17 protein-coding genes are annotated in these 17,828 nt (G+C 74.7%); 13 read left to right on the top strand and 4 right to left on the bottom strand.

Going from position 1 to position 17,828, the window contains the following annotated elements; translation table 11 throughout:
- The first annotated feature begins 156 nt into the window (after positions 1 to 156).
- The 6 genes from D459_RS0126880 to D459_RS0126855 all read left to right on the top strand — a co-directional run bounded on the left by D459_RS0126880 (position 157) and on the right by D459_RS0126855 (position 6,117).
- Positions 157 to 1,833: a nitrite/sulfite reductase gene (locus D459_RS0126880; protein WP_017596096.1), complete on the top strand. Its 1,677-nt coding sequence runs from the start codon at positions 157 to 159 to the stop codon at positions 1,831 to 1,833.
- Positions 1,834 to 1,861: 28 nt separating this feature from the next.
- Positions 1,862 to 2,068, top strand: a complete 207-nt coding sequence (locus D459_RS0126875) for a hypothetical protein (RefSeq protein WP_017596095.1) — start codon at positions 1,862 to 1,864, stop codon at positions 2,066 to 2,068.
- The gene (locus D459_RS0126870) at positions 2,065 to 2,796 is read left to right on the top strand and encodes a phosphoadenylyl-sulfate reductase (RefSeq protein WP_017596094.1); all 732 of its coding nucleotides are present in this window, start codon (positions 2,065 to 2,067) and stop codon (positions 2,794 to 2,796) included. The genes D459_RS0126875 and D459_RS0126870 overlap by 4 nt, the downstream gene beginning before the upstream one ends.
- Complete coding sequence (locus tag D459_RS0126865) at positions 2,793 to 3,581, top strand: sirohydrochlorin chelatase (RefSeq protein ID WP_017596093.1); 789 nt, start codon at positions 2,793 to 2,795, stop codon at positions 3,579 to 3,581. Before D459_RS0126870 ends, D459_RS0126865 begins: the two co-directional genes overlap by 4 nt.
- Positions 3,582 to 3,766: 185 nt before the next feature.
- Complete coding sequence (locus D459_RS33005) at positions 3,767 to 4,378, top strand: Uma2 family endonuclease (protein WP_017596092.1); 612 nt, start codon at positions 3,767 to 3,769, stop codon at positions 4,376 to 4,378.
- Between the two features lie 107 nt (positions 4,379 to 4,485).
- Complete coding sequence (locus tag D459_RS0126855) at positions 4,486 to 6,117, top strand: acyl-CoA dehydrogenase family protein (RefSeq protein ID WP_026120788.1); 1,632 nt, start codon at positions 4,486 to 4,488, stop codon at positions 6,115 to 6,117.
- A gap of 165 nt (positions 6,118 to 6,282) precedes the next feature.
- On the opposite strand, the gene D459_RS33000 is transcribed toward D459_RS0126855, so the two are convergent.
- The gene (locus D459_RS33000) at positions 6,283 to 6,939 is read right to left on the bottom strand and encodes a class I SAM-dependent methyltransferase (protein WP_017596090.1); all 657 of its coding nucleotides are present in this window, start codon (positions 6,937 to 6,939) and stop codon (positions 6,283 to 6,285) included.
- Between the two features lie 218 nt (positions 6,940 to 7,157).
- On the opposite strand from D459_RS33000, the gene glgX reads away from it, so the two are divergent.
- The 3 genes from glgX to D459_RS0126830 all read left to right on the top strand — a co-directional run bounded on the left by glgX (position 7,158) and on the right by D459_RS0126830 (position 11,070).
- Positions 7,158 to 9,281: a glycogen debranching protein GlgX gene (glgX, locus tag D459_RS0126845; RefSeq protein ID WP_017596089.1), complete on the top strand. Its 2,124-nt coding sequence runs from the start codon at positions 7,158 to 7,160 to the stop codon at positions 9,279 to 9,281.
- A gap of 10 nt (positions 9,282 to 9,291) precedes the next feature.
- Complete coding sequence (locus D459_RS0126840; RefSeq protein ID WP_017596088.1) at positions 9,292 to 10,041, top strand: pyrimidine reductase family protein; 750 nt, start codon at positions 9,292 to 9,294, stop codon at positions 10,039 to 10,041.
- A gap of 270 nt (positions 10,042 to 10,311) precedes the next feature.
- On the top strand, positions 10,312 to 11,070 hold the full coding sequence (locus D459_RS0126830) for a GntR family transcriptional regulator (RefSeq protein ID WP_017596086.1): 759 nt from the start codon (positions 10,312 to 10,314) through the stop codon (positions 11,068 to 11,070).
- A 309-nt stretch (positions 11,071 to 11,379) separates the two neighbouring features.
- On the opposite strand, the gene D459_RS32995 is transcribed toward D459_RS0126830, so the two are convergent.
- A complete protein-coding gene (locus D459_RS32995) occupies positions 11,380 to 11,808 on the bottom strand; it encodes a hypothetical protein (protein WP_020380350.1) in 429 nt (142 codons plus the stop codon).
- A 181-nt stretch (positions 11,809 to 11,989) separates the two neighbouring features.
- Here D459_RS32995 and msrB point away from each other — a divergent pair, with 181 nt between their 5' ends.
- From msrB to pssA, 3 genes are all read left to right on the top strand, one after another.
- Positions 11,990 to 12,424, top strand: a complete 435-nt coding sequence (gene msrB / locus D459_RS0126820) for a peptide-methionine (R)-S-oxide reductase MsrB (RefSeq protein ID WP_020380349.1) — start codon at positions 11,990 to 11,992, stop codon at positions 12,422 to 12,424.
- A 138-nt stretch (positions 12,425 to 12,562) separates the two neighbouring features.
- Positions 12,563 to 13,222, top strand: coding sequence for a phosphatidylserine decarboxylase (locus D459_RS0126815; RefSeq protein WP_017596083.1), 660 nt, complete (start codon positions 12,563 to 12,565; stop codon positions 13,220 to 13,222).
- Positions 13,209 to 14,045, top strand: coding sequence for a CDP-diacylglycerol--serine O-phosphatidyltransferase (gene pssA, locus D459_RS0126810; RefSeq protein ID WP_017596082.1), 837 nt, complete (start codon positions 13,209 to 13,211; stop codon positions 14,043 to 14,045). The genes D459_RS0126815 and pssA overlap by 14 nt, the downstream gene beginning before the upstream one ends.
- A 75-nt stretch (positions 14,046 to 14,120) precedes the next feature.
- Here the strand turns inward: pssA and hemQ are convergent, their stop codons facing one another.
- The gene (gene hemQ / locus D459_RS0126805; protein WP_152523126.1) at positions 14,121 to 14,762 is read right to left on the bottom strand and encodes a hydrogen peroxide-dependent heme synthase; all 642 of its coding nucleotides are present in this window, start codon (positions 14,760 to 14,762) and stop codon (positions 14,121 to 14,123) included.
- Between the two features lie 169 nt (positions 14,763 to 14,931).
- On the bottom strand, positions 14,932 to 16,392 hold the full coding sequence (gene hemG, locus D459_RS32990; RefSeq protein ID WP_017596080.1) for a protoporphyrinogen oxidase: 1,461 nt from the start codon (positions 16,390 to 16,392) through the stop codon (positions 14,932 to 14,934).
- 155 nt (positions 16,393 to 16,547) lie between these two features.
- Here hemG and D459_RS32985 point away from each other — a divergent pair, with 155 nt between their 5' ends.
- Positions 16,548 to 17,723 carry a DUF4349 domain-containing protein gene (locus tag D459_RS32985; protein WP_017596079.1) on the top strand — a complete coding sequence of 392 codons (1,176 nt, stop codon included), beginning with the start codon at positions 16,548 to 16,550 and terminating at the stop codon, positions 17,721 to 17,723.
- Positions 17,724 to 17,828: the final 105 nt, after the last annotated feature.

The raw sequence follows: 17,828 nt of genomic DNA, 5'->3' as shown, positions 1-17,828 counted from the left end.
TTCTCACTGGGGCCCGGGCGGCGCCGACGTCACCCACCCCGAACCGGCCGAACAGCCCCCTGCCCGGATCACGACGGCGTGCCGGGCGGCGGAGCCGGAACGTGGTGCGCGGCGGCCGCCTCCCGGCCCCGCGATCCGCACGGAGGATCCCCAGCAATGCCTCCTTCCACGACGACGTCCCGCCCCCGCCCGCGCCGGGGCGAGGGCCAGTGGGCCCTCGGCTACCGGGAGCCGCTCAACAAGAACGAGGAGAACAAGAAGAACGACGACGGGCTCAACGTCCGGCAGCGCATCATCGACATCTACTCCAAGGCCGGCTTCGACTCGATCGACCCCGCCGACCTGCGGGGCCGGTTCCGCTGGTTCGGGCTGTACACCCAGCGCGCCCCGGGCATCGACGGCGGCAAGACCGCGGTGCTGGAGCCCGAGGAGCTCGACGACCGCTACTTCATGCTGCGGATCCGCATCGACGGCGGCCAGCTCACCGTCGCCCAGCTGCGCGCCATCGCGGAGATCTCCACCGCCTACGGCCGCGACACCGCCGACATCACCGACCGGCAGAACGTGCAGCTGCACTGGGTCCGGATCGAGGACGTCCCGGCCATCTGGGAGAAGCTGGAGGCGGTGGGCCTGTCCACCACCGAGGCCTGCGGCGACACCCCGCGGGTCATCCTCGGCTGCCCGCTCGCCGGGATCGCCGAGGACGAGGTCATCGACGCCTCCCCGCAGATCCGGCGGATCTACGACGAGCACATCGGCAGCCCGCTCTTCTCCAACCTGCCGCGCAAGTTCAAGACCTCGGTCTCCGGCTGCTCGGTGCACTGCGTCAACCACGAGATCAACGACGTCGCCTTCGCCGGGGTGGTCGGCCCGGACGGCGCCCCCGGCTACGACCTGTACGTCGGCGGCGGCCTCTCCACCAACCCGATGTTCGCCCAGCGGCTGGGGGCCTTCATCGCCCCGGAGCGGGTCTCCGAGGTGTGGGCCGGGGTGTGCGCGATCTTCCGCGACTACGGCTACCGGCGGCTGCGGCACCGCGCCCGGATCAAGTTCCTGATCAAGGACTGGGGCGCGGAGCGGTTCCGCGAGGTGCTGGAGCAGGAGTACCTCGGCTACCGGCTGCCCGACGGCCCGGAGCCGGTGCTCGACCCCGGGGTCCGCCGCGACCACGTCGGCGTGCACCGGCAGCGCGACGGCCGGTACTACGTCGGCTTCGCCCCCCGGGTGGGCCGGGTCTCCGGCACCAAGCTGGCCCGGATCGCCGACATCGCCGAGGCGCACGGCTCGGACCGGATCCGCACCACCGCCGACCAGAAGCTGGTCGTGCTGGACGTCGAGGAGTCCCGGACCGAGGGCATCACGGCCGCGCTGGAGGCCGAGGACCTGCAGGTCCGGCCGAGCGTGTTCCGCCGCCAGACCATGGCCTGCACCGGCATCGAGTTCTGCAAGCTGGCCATCGTGGAGACCAAGGCGCGCGGCGCCTCGCTCATCGACGAGCTGGAGAAGCGGCTGCCCGACTTCCCCGAGCCGGTCAGCGTCAACATCAACGGCTGCCCCAACTCCTGCGCCCGGATCCAGGTCGCCGACATCGGCCTCAAGGGCCAGCTGGTCACCGACGGCGACGGGCGCCAGGTCGAGGGCTACCAGGTGCACCTGGGCGGCGCCATGGGCCTCAACGCCGCGTTCGGCCGCAAGGTGCGCGGCCTGAAGACCACCGCCGACGAGCTCCCCGACTACATCGAGCGGGTGCTCCGCCGCTTCCTGGAGAAGCGGGAGGAGGGCGAGCCCTTCGCGGTGTGGGCCGCCCGCGCCGACGACGCGGACCTGAAGTGAGCGCACCGGAACGGGAAGGGGACCGCCGATGAGCGAGAGGGCAGCGCCCCACTACTGCCCGTACTGCGGCGACGAGGACCTCGTGCCGCACGAGGGGGACGCGGAGAAGGGCGCGGGCTACGCCTGGGCCTGCCACTCCTGCGCCCGCGTCTTCCGGGTCAAGTTCGTCGGGCTGCGCAGCGCCGCCGTCGCCGGCGGCGGCGCGGGCCCGACCGGGACGGATGGGAACCGATGAACGCCACCGACACCCGCACCGACGGCGGGCGGACCGCCGCCGAGGACGAGGAGCGGCGCGCCCTGGCCGAGCGCGCCGCCCGCGAACTGGAGGGGGCCCCGGCCCGGGAGGTCATCGCCTGGGCCGCGGAGACCTTCGGCGACCGGCTCTGCATGACCTCCTCGATGGCCGACGCCCTCATGGTCGACCTGGTCTCCAGGACCGTGCCGGGCATCGACGTGATCTTCCTGGACACCGGCTACCACTTCGCCGAGACCATCGGCACCCGCGACGCGGTCGCGGCGATGTACCCGATCAACCTGATCAACGTGGAGCCCCGGCGCACCGTGGCCGAGCAGGACCGCGACCTGGGGCCGCGGCTGCACGGCCGGAACCCGTCCATCTGCTGCCACCTGCGCAAGGTGGAGCCGCTGAAGGAGGCGCTGGAGCCCTACGACGCCTGGCTCAGCGGGCTGCGCCGGGACGACGCGTCGACCCGGCGCGGCATCGGCACCGTCCAGTGGGACCGGCGCCGGCGGATGGTCAAGGTCAACCCGATCGCCGGCTGGACCCAGGAGGACGTGGACGCCTACATGGCGGAGAACGGCGTCATCGTCAACCCGCTCCAGTACGACGGCTACCCCTCGATCGGCTGCGCCCCCTGCACCAGCCGCGTCGAGCCGGGCGCCGACCCGCGCAGCGGCCGCTGGGCGGGGCTGGGCAAGACCGAGTGCGGGATCCACCTGTGAGCGCCGGCGACCCGACGCGCTCCGCGCACCGGCCGGCGCCGCTGCTCGCGGTGGCGCACGGCAGCGCCGACCCGCGCTCCTCCGAGGCGGTCGAGCGGATCTTCGAGCGGGTCCGGGCGCTCCGCCCGGACCTGGACGTCCGCACCGCCTACCTGGACCACGCCGAGCCCGGCGCGGAGGCGGCACTGACCCGCCTGGCCGCGGACGGGGCGGGCGAGGCGGTGGTACTGCCCGCGCTGCTCACCGCCGCCTACCACAGCCGGGTGGACCTGCCCCGGCTGCTGGAGCGGGTGAGCGCGGCCGTCCCGTGGCTGCGCATCCGCTACGCGTCCACGCTGGGCCCGCACCCGTGGCTGCTGGACGCGGTGGAGCGGCGGCTGCACGAGACGGGGGTGCGGGCGTCCCCGGACACCTCGCTGGTGCTGGCCTCGGCCGGCTCCAGCGACCCGGCGGCCAACGCGGTGGTGGCCCGGGCCGCCGAGCGGCTGGCCGCCCGCGGCCCGTGGCGCTCGGTGGTCCCGGCGTTCGCCTCGATGGCCTCGCCCGCCCCGGCGCAGGCCGTCGCCCGGCTGCGCGCCGGCGGCGCCCCGCGGGTCGCCGTCGCCACCTACCTGCTCGCCCCCGGCCTCTTCTCCGACCGGGTCCGCGACCAGGCCCTGTCCGAGGGCGCCGCCGCGGTCTCCGAACCGCTCGGCGACCTCCCGGAGACGGCCGCCCTGGCCCTGCACCGCTACACCGAGGCCCTGCGCACCGAACCGTCCTTCCCCCGCCTCCCCGCCCGCTGACCACCGACCACGCGGCCGCCGCCCCCACCCCGGGGCGGCGGCCGCACCGGTCCAGGCGGCACGGCGGCGAGGCTGGAGACCGGCCCCTCCGGTGACTACGCTGAGTCCTGGAATCCTGGTGATTTCCCGGACATGGAGAGGGGCTGTTCCCTACGATGGCGGAGTCTCAAGGAGGAGCAGAACCCATGTCCGTGGCAGCAGCCGAGCGGCTCGAATCAGTCGAGGCCTTTTCCAATCGCACGGAAGAGCCTTCGCTGCGCACGGTCGCCGAGAAGACGGCCGAGATGCTCCCCGACGGTTATCGGGTGGAGATCCTCGGAGGAAGCATCGTCGTGTCCCCTACCCCTTCCGCGCTGCACGGCACTGTGGTCAGTCGAGTCCACCGTCAGCTCGTCACCCGACTTCCAGATGATCTGGAGTGCTATCAGGTCGTCTCCATCGGCGAACACGGGCAGAACGCGGATTACGTGACTCCTGATCTCGCGGTGATGCCCGTCGAGGCGGCGGAGGACCACTGGCTCATCCACCCCGAGGCGTTCTGTTTCGTGATGGAAGTGGTCTCCCGAAGTAATGCCGAAACGGACATCAAGCTGAAGCCTCAGGTCTACGCGGGGATGGAGATCCCCCTTTTCCTTCTGGTCGACCCCCGGGACGGTTCGATCGTTCTCCACTCGAACCCTCGCGAGGGTGCATACCAGGCGATCAGTCGGATGAAGTTCGGCGACACCGTGGTGCTGCCCGCCCCGTTGAAGGACGTCGAGATCGAGACCGAGGGGCTGCCCCGGTACGGGGGCTGAGCGGTTCCGCCGGGCCCGGGGCGCTCCCCGTATCGGTGCGGCCGGGGGCGGCGGGATAGGCTGGCGCCGATCGGTACCGAACGGGATTCGGAAGGGACGGCGCCCCCATGCCCGCCACCCATGAAGTGTTCAACCAGGCGAGCCCGCTGGAGGACTACGACGTCGCGGCGGACGACGCGCTCACCGCGGGGCTGGAGCGGGAGGGGGCCGGCTGGGCCGCCGGAGAGCTGCACGAGCTGGGGCGGCTCGCCGGGACGGCGCGGGCGCGGGCCTGGGGCGAGCAGGCCAACGCCAACGAGCCCGAGCTGCGCACGCACGACCGGTACGGCAACCGGATCGACGAGGTGGACTTCCACCCGGCCTGGCACGTGCTGATGGACACCGCCGTCGGCCACGGGCTGCACGCCGCACCGTGGGCCGACGAGCGGCCCGGCGCGCACGTGGCGCGGGCCGCGAAGTTCTTCGTCTGGTCGCAGGTGGAGGGCGGGCACGGCTGCCCGGTCTCGATGACCTACGCCGCCGTCCCGGCGCTGCGGCACTCCCCCGAGCTGTCCGCCCGGTTCGAGCCGCTGCTCACCGCGCGCAGCTACGACTTCGGCCTGCGCGCCCCCGGCACCAAGCAGGGGCTGCTGGCCGGGATGTCGATGACCGAGAAGCAGGGCGGCTCCGATGTGCGGGCCAACACCACCCGGGCGGTGCCCGCCGCCGACGGCACCTACCGGCTGACCGGGCACAAGTGGTTCACCTCGGCGCCGATGGGCGACCTGTTCCTCACCCTGGCCCAGGCGTCGGAGGGGCTGACCTGCTTCCTGGTGCCGCGGGTGCTGGACGACGGCTCGCGCAACCGGCTGCGGCTGCAGCGGCTCAAGGACAAGCTGGGCAACCGGTCCAACGCCTCGTCCGAGATCGAGTACGAGGAGGCGTTCGCCTGGCGGGTGGGCGAGCCCGGCAAGGGGGTGCGCACCATCATCGAGATGGTCAACGGCACCCGGCTGGACTGCGTGATCGGGTCGGCCGCCGGGATGCGGGCCGGGCTGCTGCAGGCGGTGCACCACGCGAGCGAGCGCCGGGCCTTCGGCAAGGCGCTGATCGACCAGCCGCTGATGCGCAACGTCCTGGCCGACCTGGCGCTGGAGTCGGAGGCGGCGACCACGCTGATGACCCGGCTGGCCGGCGCCGCCGACCGGAGCGTGCGCGGCGACGCCGGCGAGGCCGCGTTCCGCCGGCTGGCGGTGGCGGTCGGCAAGTTCTGGGTGACCAAGCGGGCCCCGGCGCACGCCGCCGAGGCGCTGGAGTGCCTGGGCGGCAACGGCTACGTGGAGGAGTCCGGGATGCCCCGGCTGTTCCGCGAGTCGCCGCTCAACTCCATCTGGGAGGGCTCGGGCAACGTCGCCGCGCTGGACGTGCTGCGCGCGATGGCCAGGAGCCCGGAGAGCACGGAGGCGCTCCTGGCCGAGATCCGCCTGGCCGAGGGGGCCGACCCGCACCTGGACGCGGCGCTGAAGCGGATCGGCGCCGAGCTGTCCGACCTCTCCGACGCCGAGTTCCGCGCCCGGGAGCTGGTCCGGCTGCTGGCGGTGAGTCTGCAGGCGTCGCTGCTGCTGCGGTCCGCCCCGGCGCCGGTGGCCGAGGCGTTCGCCGCCTCCCGGCTGGGCGAGGGGCGCGGCGACGTGTTCGGCACCCTGCCGCGCGGCACCGACACCGAGGCGATCCTGGACCGGGCCCGCCCGCGCGGGTGACCCCGGGGACTCCCCGCCGGCGCCGACGGGAAGGCCCGGCGCCCGGCCGGCGATGACCGGCCGGGCCGCGCCGGCGGCCCGGCCGGCCTCTCAGCGGCGCCGGCGGGCCGGGCGAGGCGGGGCCGGGTCCTCTCCCGGGTCCCGGCCAGGGGCTCCCCGGCGGTGTCAGCGGGGGGCCGATGCGCGGCCGGTGATGATGGGCTGGGACGGGACCAGCGGGCCGAACGGGCGGTGCCGTTCGATCTCCTCGAAGGCGAAGCCCGCCGCGCCGATCGCCTCCTCGGTGCGGCGGCGCAGGTCGCAGCCGAGCAGGGCGCGCTGCGGCGGGGCCACCGCGCGCTGCAGCAGGGCGCGCGCCCCGGGTTCCTCCTCCCGGACGTGCTCGATGAAGGCGAGGGTGCCGCCGGGCGCCAGGACCCGGCGGATCTCGGCGAGCGCCCGGGCCTGGTCGCCCACCGAGCAGAGCATCAGGACGCAGCAGACCGCGTCGAAGGAGGCGTCCGGGTAGGGCAGCCGCTCGGCGTCGGCGTCGGCCACCTCCACCGGGACCGGGGCCCGCCGGGCCCGCTCGGCGAGCAGGGCGCGGCGCCCCGGGGCGGGTTCGACCGCGGTGACGTGCCCGGCGCCGGCCAGGTCGGGCAGGGACTTCCCGGTTCCGGCGCCGAGGTCGAGCACCCGGCCGGTGAGCCCGCCGAGCAGCCGGCGGCGGACCGGCCCCTCCCAGTACGGGTCGGCCCTGCGCATCAGGCGGTCGTAGCAGCGGGCCGAGGCCAGCTGCCTGCGTGTGGGCCGGGCGGGCCCTCCGGTCTCCGACGGCGCCATACCGGTCCTCCCTCGGCTCTGCCGACCACAGGGTCGTTTCGGTCCGGTATATCCACTCGGTTTGGTTTTGTACCCCCGGCGGGAGGGGAATCCGCCCCCGCCGCGCACCGGTTCCGCGGAATCCGGTGCGGAAGCGGGCACAATACCGGTGGCAGGGCCACGGGCGGCACCGCCGTCCCACCGGCGAGGCAGCGACCCCGGAGCGGAGACGGCGACCCATGGTGGAAGTCTGGCCAGGAACCCCCTACCCCCTCGGCGCCACCTACGACGGCACCGGGACCAACTTCTCACTCTTCTCCGAGGCCGCAGAGGCGGTGGTGCTCTGCCTGTTCGACGACGCCGGGGAGGAGACCGCGGTCCCGCTCACCGAGGCCGACGGCTTCGTGTGGCACGGCTACCTGCCCGGGATCGGCCCGGGGCAGCGCTACGGCTACCGGGTGCGCGGCCCCTACGCGCCCGAGCGCGGCCTGCGCTGCAACCCGGCCAAGCTGCTCGTCGACCCCTACGCCAAGGCCATCGACGGCACGGTCACCTGGCACGAGTCGCTGTTCTCCTACCACTTCGACGACCCGGGCCGGCGGAACACCAGGGACAGCGCCCGCTACGTGCCCAAGTGCGTGGTGGTCAGCCCGTTCTTCGACTGGGGCAACGAGAACCGCCCCCGGGTGCCCTACCACGAGACGGTCATCTACGAGGCGCACCTGCGCGGGCTGACCATGCGCCACCCCGGCGTCCCCGAGCACCAGCGGGGCACCTACGCCGGCCTGGCGCACCCGGTGATGGTGGAGTACCTGGCCTCGCTGGGGGTCACCGCGGTGGAGCTGATGCCGGTGCACCACTTCGTGCCGGAGCACGCCCTCGTCGCCCGCGGGCTGACCAACTACTGGGGCTACAACACCCTGGCCTACCTGGCGCCGCACAGCGGGTACGCGGCCAACGGCTCGCGCGGCCAGCAGGTGCAGGAGTTCAAGGCCATGGTCAAGGCCCTGCACGGGGCCGGCATCGAGGTGCTGCTGGACGTGGTCTACAACCACACCGCCGAGGGCGACCACATGGGCCCCACCCTCTCCCTGCGCGGCATCGACAACCTCAGCTACTACCGGGTGGCCGACGAGGACCCGCGGTTCTACGTCGACTACACCGGCTGCGGCAACAGCCTCAACGTGCGCCACCCGCACTCGCTGCAGCTCATCATGGACTCGCTGCGCTACTGGGTGATGGAGATGCACGTCGACGGCTTCCGCTTCGACCTGGCCTCGGCGCTGGCCCGGGAGTTCCACGACGTGGACCGGCTCAGCACCTTCTTCGACATCGTCCAGCAGGACCCGGTGATCTCCCAGACCAAGCTGATCGCCGAGCCGTGGGACGTCGGCCCCGGCGGCTACCAGGTGGGCAACTTCCCGCCGCTGTGGACCGAGTGGAACGGCAAGTACCGGGACACCGTGCGCGACTTCTGGCGGGGCCGGCCGGTGGTCCCCGAGCTCGCCTCCCGGCTGGCCGGCTCCAGCGACCTCTACCAGGACGACGGGCGCCGCCCGGTCGCCTCGATCAACTTCGTCACCTGCCACGACGGCTTCACAATGGCCGACCTGGTCTCCTACGAGCGCAAGCACAACGAGGACAACGGCGAGGACAACCGGGACGGCACCGACGACAACCGGTCGGCCAACCACGGCGTGGAGGGGCCCACCGAGCGGGTCGAGGTGCTGGCGCTCCGCCGCCGCCAGGTGCGCAACCTGCTGGCGACGCTGTTCTGCTCCCAGGGCGTGGTGATGCTCTCGCACGGCGACGAGATCGGCCGCACCCAGGGCGGCAACAACAACGCCTACTGCCAGGACAACGAGATCTCCTGGATGGACTGGAAGCGGGCCGCCGAGGAGGAGGACCTGCTCGACTACGTGCGCGGGCTGGCCCGGCTCCGCCGGGAGCACCCGGTGTTCCGCCGCCGCCGGTTCTTCCAGGGCGGCAGGCCCGGCGCGGGCGCGCTGCCCGACATCGCCTGGCTCCGCCCGGACGGGGCGCGGATGGGCGACGGCGACTGGCACGCCAGAGTGCAGGGGCTGGGCGTCTTCCTCAACGGCGACGCGATCACCGAGCCCGACCCGCACGGCCGCCCGGTCCGCGACGACTCCTTCCTGCTGCTGCTCAACGCCGGCCCGGCGCCGATCGACTTCCGCGTCCCCGGCAAGGAGTTCGGCATCGCCTGGGAGACCGTGCTGGACACCGCCGACCCCGACGTCTCCGACCGGCCGTTCGTGCCGGCCGAGGGCAGGGTCCCGGTGATCGACCGCGCGCTCACCCTGCTGCGCCGCGTCTCGCACGGGGCGCCCGGCCGGGTCTAACCTCGCAGCCATGGATTCCGTCCCGCGCTTCCGCGCCCTGCTGCCCGACCCCGGCGCCGAGGTCGACCTCGCCGCCCGCTACGCCTACCCCGCCGGACTCGACCGGCCCTGGCTCCGCTGCAACATGGTGTCCAGCGCCGACGGCGGGGCGTGGGGGCCCTCCGGGCGCACCGCCGAGCTCAGCTCCGCCGCGGACCGCGCCGTCATGGGGGTGCTGCGCGGGCTGTCCGACGTGGTGCTGGCCGGCGCCGCCACCGCCCGGATCGAGGGCTACCGCCCGGTGCGGCCCCGCGAGGTCTGGGCCGGGCTGCGCGAGGGGCGGCCGGCGACCCCGTCGGTGGCGGTGGTGACGCGCACCCTGGACCTCCACCCCGACCTGCTGGGCTCCGCCCCGGAGGACGCCCCCACCATCGTGTTCACCACCGACTCCGCGCCGCCGGACCGGCTCCGCGCGGCGAAGCGGGCCGGCGCCGAGGTGATCATCGCCGGCGCGGAGTCGGTCAGCCCGGTGGCGGTGCTGCAGGCGCTGGCCGCGCGCGGGCTGAACCGGGTGCTCACCGAGGGCGGCCCGCACCTGCTCGCGGAGTTCGCCTCGGCGGGGCTGCTGGACGAGCTCTGCCTGACCACCAGCCCGCACCTGCTGGGCCCGGCCGCCTCCCGGATCGTGGCCGGCGACGCGCCCTCGCACACCGCCCCGCTCCGGCTGGAGCACCTGCTGGAGTCCGAGGGGGCGCTCTTCGCCCGCTACACCCGGGCCTGAGGCGCCCCCTCGTGCAGAACGGACCGGCCGCCCCGCGGGGGTCCCGCGGGGTTCCCGCCGGGGTGGCCGGTTTCGGCTGTCCGCCGATCACGCATGAACCCCGGCACGGGTGGAGATATCGGCTGTGTGGGGTCGTCTCGATGAGCCCCGCCGAATCCCTCCGGGCGCGGAGTACCGGGGGGAGCGAGGGTATGAAGACCATGGCCGACCCCCAGCCGACCCCCACCGCGATCCGCGGCGCCACGCAGTCCGGGCGAGAGGATGACAACCGTGCCGACGTCCGATAACGAGTCCCCTCCGGTATACCGCGAGATCGCCGAGGAGCTGCGGGCCGCCATCTCCTCCGGGCGGCTCTCCGACGGCGATCGGGTCCCCGGCGAGAACGACCTGATGAAGCGGTACGGGGTCGCCCGCGCCACCGCCCGCCAGGCGCTCTCGGTCCTGATCAACGAGGGGATCCTGGTCCCCATCCGCGGCTCGGGCGTGTACGTGCGCGCCTTCCGGCCGCTGCGCAGACACGGCCCGCGCAGACTGTCCAGAGAGCTGTGGGGCTCCGGGCGGGCGATCTGGCAGGCCGACGCCGCCGAGCGCTCGTTCGAGATCGACGACGTGCGGGTCGACGAGGTCGCCGCCGAGGCGCACGTGGCGCGGGCGCTGGAGGTCGCCGAGGGGACGGTGGTGCTCCGCCGCCGGCGCCGGTACCGGCTGGACGGGCGGCCGCTCCAGCTGGCCTCCTCCTACCTCCCGCTCGACCTGGTCCGGGAGACCGCGATCACCCGGGTGGACACCGGCCCCGGGGGGATCTACGCGCGCCTGGCCGAGCTGGGCCGCGCGCCGGCGCACTTCACCGAGGAGATCCGGGTGCGGATGCCCACCCCGGCCGAGGCGAAGGCGCTGCGGCTGACCGCCGGCACCCCGGTGCTGGACGTGCTGCGCACCGCGCTGACCTCGGAGCACGCCCCGGTCGAGCTCAACGAGATGACCCTGGACGGCTCGGCCTACGTGCTGCAGTACGACTTCGAGGCCTGAACCCGCCACCGGGTGGCCCCCGATGATCTTGACGTTGCGGGGGTATCAGAGCGCTCTGATACCCCCGCAACGTCAAGATCATCGCGGAGGGAGGCGCTCGGCGGCCCGGGACGCCTGCCCCCGCCGCAACCCGGTCCTCACCGGCCGGGAGATTGACTCCGCCGCGCTTCCGTGACGTGATGGGCGGAGGGGAGCCTCTCCAGAGAGCTCCACGGGTCCGCCGCCCCGCGGGGCGGGGAGCCGCGCGCGGGCCGGGGAGGACGGCCCCGGCCCGCGGGCGCCGGACGCGCCCGTCCGGCGCGGCCCCGCTCAGCGCTCCGGGCCGGACCGGGTGTCCCGGTCCCGCTCCGCGAAGACCAGGAATACCAGGACCATCAGGAGCAGGCCGATGATGACCGCGCCCGCCGCGGCGGGCAGCAGGTCGCCGGGGTCGGAATCGGCCCAGTGCGCCAGCGCGGCCCCGATCAGCCCCGCGGCGGCCAGCCCCAGCACCCCGGTCGCGCAGAGCCCCGCCGCCAGCGCGCGGTCGCTCCACCGGACCGGGCGGATGCGGTAGAGCGCCGCCCCTGCGTGCGCCGCGGCCAGCGCCCCGGCCATCCTGAGCTCGCCCGCGACCTCGCCGCTCCGCGTCCTCAGCGTCCGCGCGGCGGCCGCCCCCGCCGCCCATGGCCGGGCGGCCCCTCCCCGGTAGACCCCGCCGTGCTCCTGGTAGACCCCTCTTTGCCGCGAGACGAGCATGGCCGAACGCTCCCGCCTGGTCGAAACCGTGCCCGGTGAGACCCTCTTTTCTCCCTACCCTGGGCGATCCGGTGCGAACATGGCCGGAGCGGCTGAAACCAGGGAAAGAGCGGCCGTTCTCGGACAAGTCCCGCCCCTACCCGGCGAGCACGGACGGATGCGAACGGGTAGCGTCGTCACCATGGACGATTCATCGCGGCCGGTCACCGGGGCCGCAGGCAGGACCGAGGAGGAGTGGCTGGCCGAGCTCGGCCCGGAGGCGTACGCGGTACTGCGCCAGGGCGCCACCGAGCGCGCCTGGACCGGCGAGTACGTGTCCACCCGCACCGCCGGCGTCTACCGCTGCCGGGCCTGCGGCGCCGAGCTGTTCCGCTCCACCGAGAAGTTCGAGTCGCACTGCGGCTGGCCGAGTTTCTATGATCCTTCGGACAGCGCCGCCGTGACACTGCACGAGGACGGCTCGCTTGGCATCATACGTACGGAGGTGCGCTGCGCACGATGCGATTCCCACCTCGGCCACGTGTTCCACGGTGAGGGCTACGACACCCCCACCGATGACCGTTACTGCATCAACTCGGTGGCTCTCACGCTGGAGACGGACGACTCAGTGCAATAGCATCCTCCTTCATGGGTTCCGGCGGCCGGCCGTGCGGGTCCGCCTCCGGCCGCCCTCCCGTCCAGCGACGGGCCCACGCATGTGCCCGCCCCCTTGCTCCCCGGGAGCGGACGCCAGGCTCCACGACGAAAGCACCACATGACCGACCACTCCCATCCCGCTCGATCGAGCGCCCCCCTCCTCGGCGTGCGCATGGCCAAGGGCTCCGCGCCCTGGCTGGTGCCCGCGTGCGCGGCCGCCGGCGCCGCGCTCCTGGCCGCACGCCGATCCCGGGCCGGCAAGGCGATCGCCGTCCCCACCGTCGGCCTGGCGGCCGGGATGGCCTGGTTCTTCCGCGACCCCGAGCGGGTCCCCGCGGACGGCAGGGTGGTCTCCTCCGCCGACGGGGTGGTGCAGAGCATCGACACCCAGGCGGACGGCCGGACCCGGATCGCCGTCTTCATGAACCCCCTGAACGTGCACGTCAACCGTGCCCCTACGGCGGGGACCGTCGTCCGGCGCGAGCACCGCTCCGGAGGCTTCCGCCCCGCATTCGACAAGGACAGCGAGCGTAATGAACGCGTCATCTGGACCTTCGAAACCGAGATCGGTGAGATCACGGTCGTCCAAATCGCCGGCGCGATGGTCCGGCGTATCGTCCCGTATCTCGCTGAGGGGCAGAAGGCGGAGAAGGGACAGAGGATCGGCCTCATCCGCTTCGGGTCCCGCGTCGATGTCTACCTCCCGCCCGGTATCGCCCCGGCGGTGGAGGTCGGGCAGAAGGTCCGAGCCGGAGAAACTCGCCTTGACCGCGACTAGCGCGGCCGCCCTCTCCGGGGCCGCGCCGGCGGCGGAGGACCAGGACGCCCCCCGCGTCCGCCTGGCCGTCGCCGACTACCTGACGCTGGGCAACGCCCTGTGCGGGTTCATGGCGGTCTGGCAGCTGGCCTCGGCCCAGGCGGCGCAGGTCTCCGCGGGCACCCCGGGCCCGCTGGACCGGGGCGCGGTCGCGACCGCGGTGGTGCTGCTGCTCGCGGCCGCCGCCTGCGACCTGTTCGACGGCCGGGTCGCCCGCAAGCTGGGCGGCAGCGGGATGGGCGCCGAGCTGGACAACCTGGCCGACGTGATCAGCTTCGGCTTCGCCCCGGCGTTCTTCGTGGTCGCCTGGGGCACCTTCGCCGCCGACGGCGGCCCGCTGCCGATCGCCGCGGCCGCCGCGGTGCTGCTCGCGGTCGTGGTGCGGCTGGCCCGGTTCTCCTGCGAGACGCCCGGGACCACGTCGTTCACCGGGCTGCCCAGCCCGTTCGGCGCGATGGCGGTGATCACCATCGTGCTGCTGAACCCGCCGGTGCTGCTCGGCACCGCCGCGGTGTTCTTCGTGGCCTGGCTGATGGTGAGCCGGATCGTCTACCCCAAGCCGCGCGGCCGGATCGCCTTCGCCGTGCTGGCCTGGATCCTGGGCAGCGTGGGCTGCCTGGCCGCCTGGGCGATGAACGCCCCGGCCGGCGACACCCTGCTGTACTCCGGGTCGAGCCTGGTGCTGGTGCTGATCCTGGCGATCCCGTTCTACGTGTTCGCCACGCGCCGGCAGGGCGGCCGCGGCGGCTCCGAGGAGCAGCTGCCCGCCCCCCGGGAGGGCTGAGCCCGGGCAGGGCCGGAATGCGCGAAGGGGCGCCCGCGGATCGGGTCCGCGGGCGCCCCTTCGCGTCGGGGGCGGTCAGGCCAGCGCTTCGACCAGCTCGGCCGCGCTCTTCCGGCGGCCGGTGTAGAACGGCACCTCCAGCCGGGTGTGCCGGCGCGCCTCGGCGGCGCGCAGGTGGCGCATGAGGTCGACGATGCGGTGCAGCTCGTCGGCCTCGAAGGCGAGCATCCACTCGTAGTCGCTGAGCGCGAAGGTGGAGACGGTGTTGGCCCGCACGTCGGGGTAGGGGGCGGCCATCCGGCCGTGCTCGGCCAGCATCGCGCGCCGCTCCTCGTCCGGGAGCAGGTACCACTCGTAGGAGCGGACGAAGGGGTAGACGCAGACGTGGTCCCGCGGCTCCTCGCCGGCCAGGAAGGCCGGCACGTGGCCGCGGTTGAACTCGGCCGGGCGGTGCAGGGCCATGACCGACCAGACCGGCTCGCAGAGCCGGCCCAGGGCGGTCCGGCGGAACGCCGCGTAGACCTCCTGGAGCTGCTCGGAGGTCTCGGCGACCCACCAGAACATCAGGTCCGCGTCGGCCCGGAAGCCCTGCACGTCGTAGCTGCCCCGGGTGGTGACGCCCTTCTTCTCGGCGTCCTCGATCAGCGCCGCCAGCTCGGTCCCGGCGGCGGCCCGGTCCAGCCCGGACAGGTCCCCGGCCTTGAAGACCGACCACATGGTGTAGCGGATGAGCTTGTTCAGGTCCTCGGGGTCGCTCTGCCGCGCGGCCTGCTCTGTGCTGCTACCGGTGCTCACGTTCGGCTCCTTGTCGTCCTCGCGCCGCCTCGTCGCGGCGCGTCCTGCTCACCGTGCCCGCGCGGCCGCCTCCGGCCGCGCGGCGCGGGGGTCATCGCGCGGTGCCCGGGCGGCCGCCGGCCGCCGGCTCCACCGCGAGCCCTTCCACCGCCCGGGTCGCCCCGGCGATGCACGCCGGGATCCCCACGCCGTCGTAGGCGGCGCCGCACAGCGCCAGCGACGGGTGGGCCGCCAGGGCCTTCCGGGCGCGGGCGACGCGCGCCCCGTGCCCGGTGTCGTACTGCGGGAGGCCGGCCTCCCAGCGGGTGACCCGCCTCTCCAGCGGGGCGCCGACCGGTCCGCCGCACACCGTCGCCAGGTCGGCGAGGGCCGCGGCGGCCAGCTCCTCGTCGGAGCGGCGCAGCGCCCGCTCCTCCCCGGCCCGGCCGATGGAGCAGCGCACCACCACCCGTTCCTCGCCGGGGTGCGCGGCGCGCAGCTCCTCGGCGAGCCAGGGCCACTTCACGCTGCTGAAGGTGGCGGCCTTGATGGTCAGCCCCTCCCGGGGGGAGACCAGGAAGCCGCTGCCCTCCGGGCGGACCGGCAGGTCCCCGGCGCGGAAGGCCAGCGTGACGATGGCCATCCCGGCGTAGCCGATGCCGTCCAGTTCGCCGGCGGCGGGCCCGGCCACCGGGCGCAGCAGCCGCGCGGCGGCGGGGGCCGGGCAGGCCAGCACCACGGCGTCGGCCTGCAGCCGCTCGGGCTCGGCCGCGCCGGGCGCGGTGACCTCCAGCGCCCACCCGCCGCCGTCCTCCGGGGCCAGGGCGGTGACCGGGCTGAGCGTGCGCACCTCGGCCCCGCTCCGCTCGGCCAGCGCGTCGATCAGCACGCCCAGGCCGCCGCGGAGGGTGGCGAAGACGGGGGCGGGCGGGCCGGACCCCGCGGCCGCGGCCTGGCGCCGCTTGAGCGCGCGCACTCCGCGCATCAGCGAGCGCTCGCCGCGCGCGATCGGGGCGATCTGCGGCATCGCCTCGTCCAGCGAGAGGCGCTCGGTGCGGCCGGCGTACACCCCGCCGAGCATCGGCTCGACCAGCCGGTCCACCACCTCGGCGCCCATCCGCACCCCGATGTAGCGGGCGACCGGGACGTCGCCGCGGACCGGGGTGCGCGGCCAGACCAGGTCGAGGGCGGCGCGCAGGGTGCCCGCCCAGGACAGCACGCCGCTGCGGGCCAGCGCGACCGGGTCGCCGGGGACCCCCATGACGTGGCCCTCGGGCAGCGGGCGCAGCCGGCCCCGGCTGTAGATCCGGGCCGGCCCCGGCGCGGGGTGCACGACCCGGTCGTCCAGGCCGAGCTCGGAGAAGAGCCGGAGCGCCTCGGGGCGGCGGGCCAGCACCGATTCGGCGCCGGCGTCCACCGGCACCCCGGCGACCTCGGAGACGTGCAGCTTGCCGCCGAGGTCCGGGCCGGCCTCCAGCACGGTGACGGCCGCCCCCCGCTCGGCGAGCCGGTAGGCCGCGGTGAGCCCGGACAGGCCGGCGCCGACGACCGCGACATGGGGTGTGCTCTGCATATCCGCCAGCTTTCCAGATGCTCCGGCGGGGCCGCGCCCGACCCGGGCATCTCGTTCCTCACGTTCCCGCACGTCCCGGCCGGTTCCGGGCGGCGTGACCGACATGTGACCCCGCTCCGGCAACCGGGGGTGATCCCGGCCACGTCCAAGCCGGCATGAGCGCTGAGGGCAACCGGACCGCCGTCTACCCCGCCGTCTTCCCCGCCGTCTCCCCTGCCGCCCCGCGGAACGCGGTGCGCGCCGCCGCCGCACCGGCCGCCGTGCTGGCCCTGCTGCTGCTCGCCGGATGCGGCGGGGGCGCCGATCAGGCCTCGCTGGACACCGCCCCCGAAGGCGGCGGGGCCGGCGGCCGGGCCGCGGAGGCCCCCGCGGACGCCCCTCGGGAGGAGGGCGCGGAGGGCGGCGCCGAGCAGGGCTCCGGGGACACCGGAGGCACCGGGACCGACGTCGACGCGGCCCCGCGGGAGCAGGTGCACACCGCGGCGCTGTCCGTGGAGACCGAGGACGTCGCGGACGCCGCCGAGGAGGCCAAGGAGCTGATCGCCGACCGGGACGGCTACGTGGAGCGGGAGAGCATGCAGGACGGCGGGGCGCCGTCCGGCACCCTCGTGCTGCGGGTCCCCGAGAAGCGCTACGAGAAGGCACTGGAGGAGCTGGCCGGGCTGGGCACCCGCCTCAGCCTGGAGCAGGAGGTCCTCGACGTCACCGAGGAGGTCGCCGACGTGGAGAGCCGGGTGGAGTCGGCGGAGGCCTCCCTGGACCGACTGCGCGACCTGCTGGAGGACGCGGAGGGCGTGGACGAGGTGCTCGCCGTCGAGGGGGAGATCTCCACCCGCCAGGCCGACCTGGAGGCGCTCCAGGCCCGGCGGGCGTCGCTGGAGAACCGGACCTCCTACAGCACGATCGAGCTGTCCCTGTCCGTCCCGGAGAGCCGGGTCGCCGAGGAGCCCGGCGACTCGCTCGGCTTCACCGGCGGGCTGGCCTACGGCTGGCGCGCGCTGGTCGGCCTGGCCCAGGCGCTCTCGGTGGCGCTGGGCTGGCTGCTGCCGTTCGCCGCGGTGGCCGCCGTGCTGCTCGCCCCGGTCGCCTGGTGGCGGCACCGCCGCGGGATCCGCCCCGCGGTCCCGCTGACCGGCCTGCTCCTCCGGCGCCGCCGGGCGGCCGCGTCCCGCGGCCCGGCCGGAAGCGGGGGCGAGGACGGCGGCGAGAGCGAGAGCGCCGCGCCCGAGCCCGCCGAGACCCCCGCCGAAGAGGCCCGGGGGGCGGAGCAGGCCGCAGATCAGGCCGCGGGCCCCGAAGGGGACGCTCCGTCCGGCCCGGACCGGCACTGACCCGGCCCCGCCCCCACCCTGCCGAGCCCAGGGCCACCGCTCTCTCCCCAAGGTCCCCGGCCCCGCGCCCACCTTGTTGAGCCCAGGGCTGTTGCTCTTTCCCTC

It is taken from the genome of Nocardiopsis potens DSM 45234 (assembly GCF_000341105.1).
GTDB lineage: Bacteria > Actinomycetota > Actinomycetes > Streptosporangiales > Streptosporangiaceae > Nocardiopsis_A > Nocardiopsis_A potens.
Note: the sequence above shows the minus strand (reverse complement) of the source record. Positions and strands in the feature narration are given on the sequence as shown.

What these genes read in the sequence shown, in the direction of transcription:
- D459_RS0126870 (WP_017596094.1), top strand. Translation starts at nt 2,065, where the DNA reads ATGAACGCCACCGACACCCGCACCGACGGCGGGCGGACCGCCGCCGAG.
- D459_RS32995 (WP_020380350.1), bottom strand. Translation starts at nt 11,808, where the DNA reads ATGCTCGTCTCGCGGCAAAGAGGGGTCTACCAGGAGCACGGCGGGGTC.
- D459_RS32985 (WP_017596079.1), top strand. Translation starts at nt 16,548, where the DNA reads ATGAGCGCTGAGGGCAACCGGACCGCCGTCTACCCCGCCGTCTTCCCC.
- D459_RS0126815 (WP_017596083.1), top strand. Translation starts at nt 12,563, where the DNA reads ATGACCGACCACTCCCATCCCGCTCGATCGAGCGCCCCCCTCCTCGGC.
- msrB (WP_020380349.1), top strand. Translation starts at nt 11,990, where the DNA reads ATGGACGATTCATCGCGGCCGGTCACCGGGGCCGCAGGCAGGACCGAG.
- D459_RS33000 (WP_017596090.1), bottom strand. Translation starts at nt 6,939, where the DNA reads ATGGCGCCGTCGGAGACCGGAGGGCCCGCCCGGCCCACACGCAGGCAG.
- D459_RS0126840 (WP_017596088.1), top strand. Translation starts at nt 9,292, where the DNA reads ATGGATTCCGTCCCGCGCTTCCGCGCCCTGCTGCCCGACCCCGGCGCC.
- D459_RS0126875 (WP_017596095.1), top strand. Translation starts at nt 1,862, where the DNA reads ATGAGCGAGAGGGCAGCGCCCCACTACTGCCCGTACTGCGGCGACGAG.
- hemQ (WP_152523126.1), bottom strand. Translation starts at nt 14,762, where the DNA reads ATGTGGTCGGTCTTCAAGGCCGGGGACCTGTCCGGGCTGGACCGGGCC.
- D459_RS0126880 (WP_017596096.1), top strand. Translation starts at nt 157, where the DNA reads ATGCCTCCTTCCACGACGACGTCCCGCCCCCGCCCGCGCCGGGGCGAG.
- glgX (WP_017596089.1), top strand. Translation starts at nt 7,158, where the DNA reads ATGGTGGAAGTCTGGCCAGGAACCCCCTACCCCCTCGGCGCCACCTAC.
- D459_RS0126855 (WP_026120788.1), top strand. Translation starts at nt 4,486, where the DNA reads ATGCCCGCCACCCATGAAGTGTTCAACCAGGCGAGCCCGCTGGAGGAC.
- D459_RS33005 (WP_017596092.1), top strand. Translation starts at nt 3,767, where the DNA reads ATGTCCGTGGCAGCAGCCGAGCGGCTCGAATCAGTCGAGGCCTTTTCC.
- hemG (WP_017596080.1), bottom strand. Translation starts at nt 16,392, where the DNA reads ATGCAGAGCACACCCCATGTCGCGGTCGTCGGCGCCGGCCTGTCCGGG.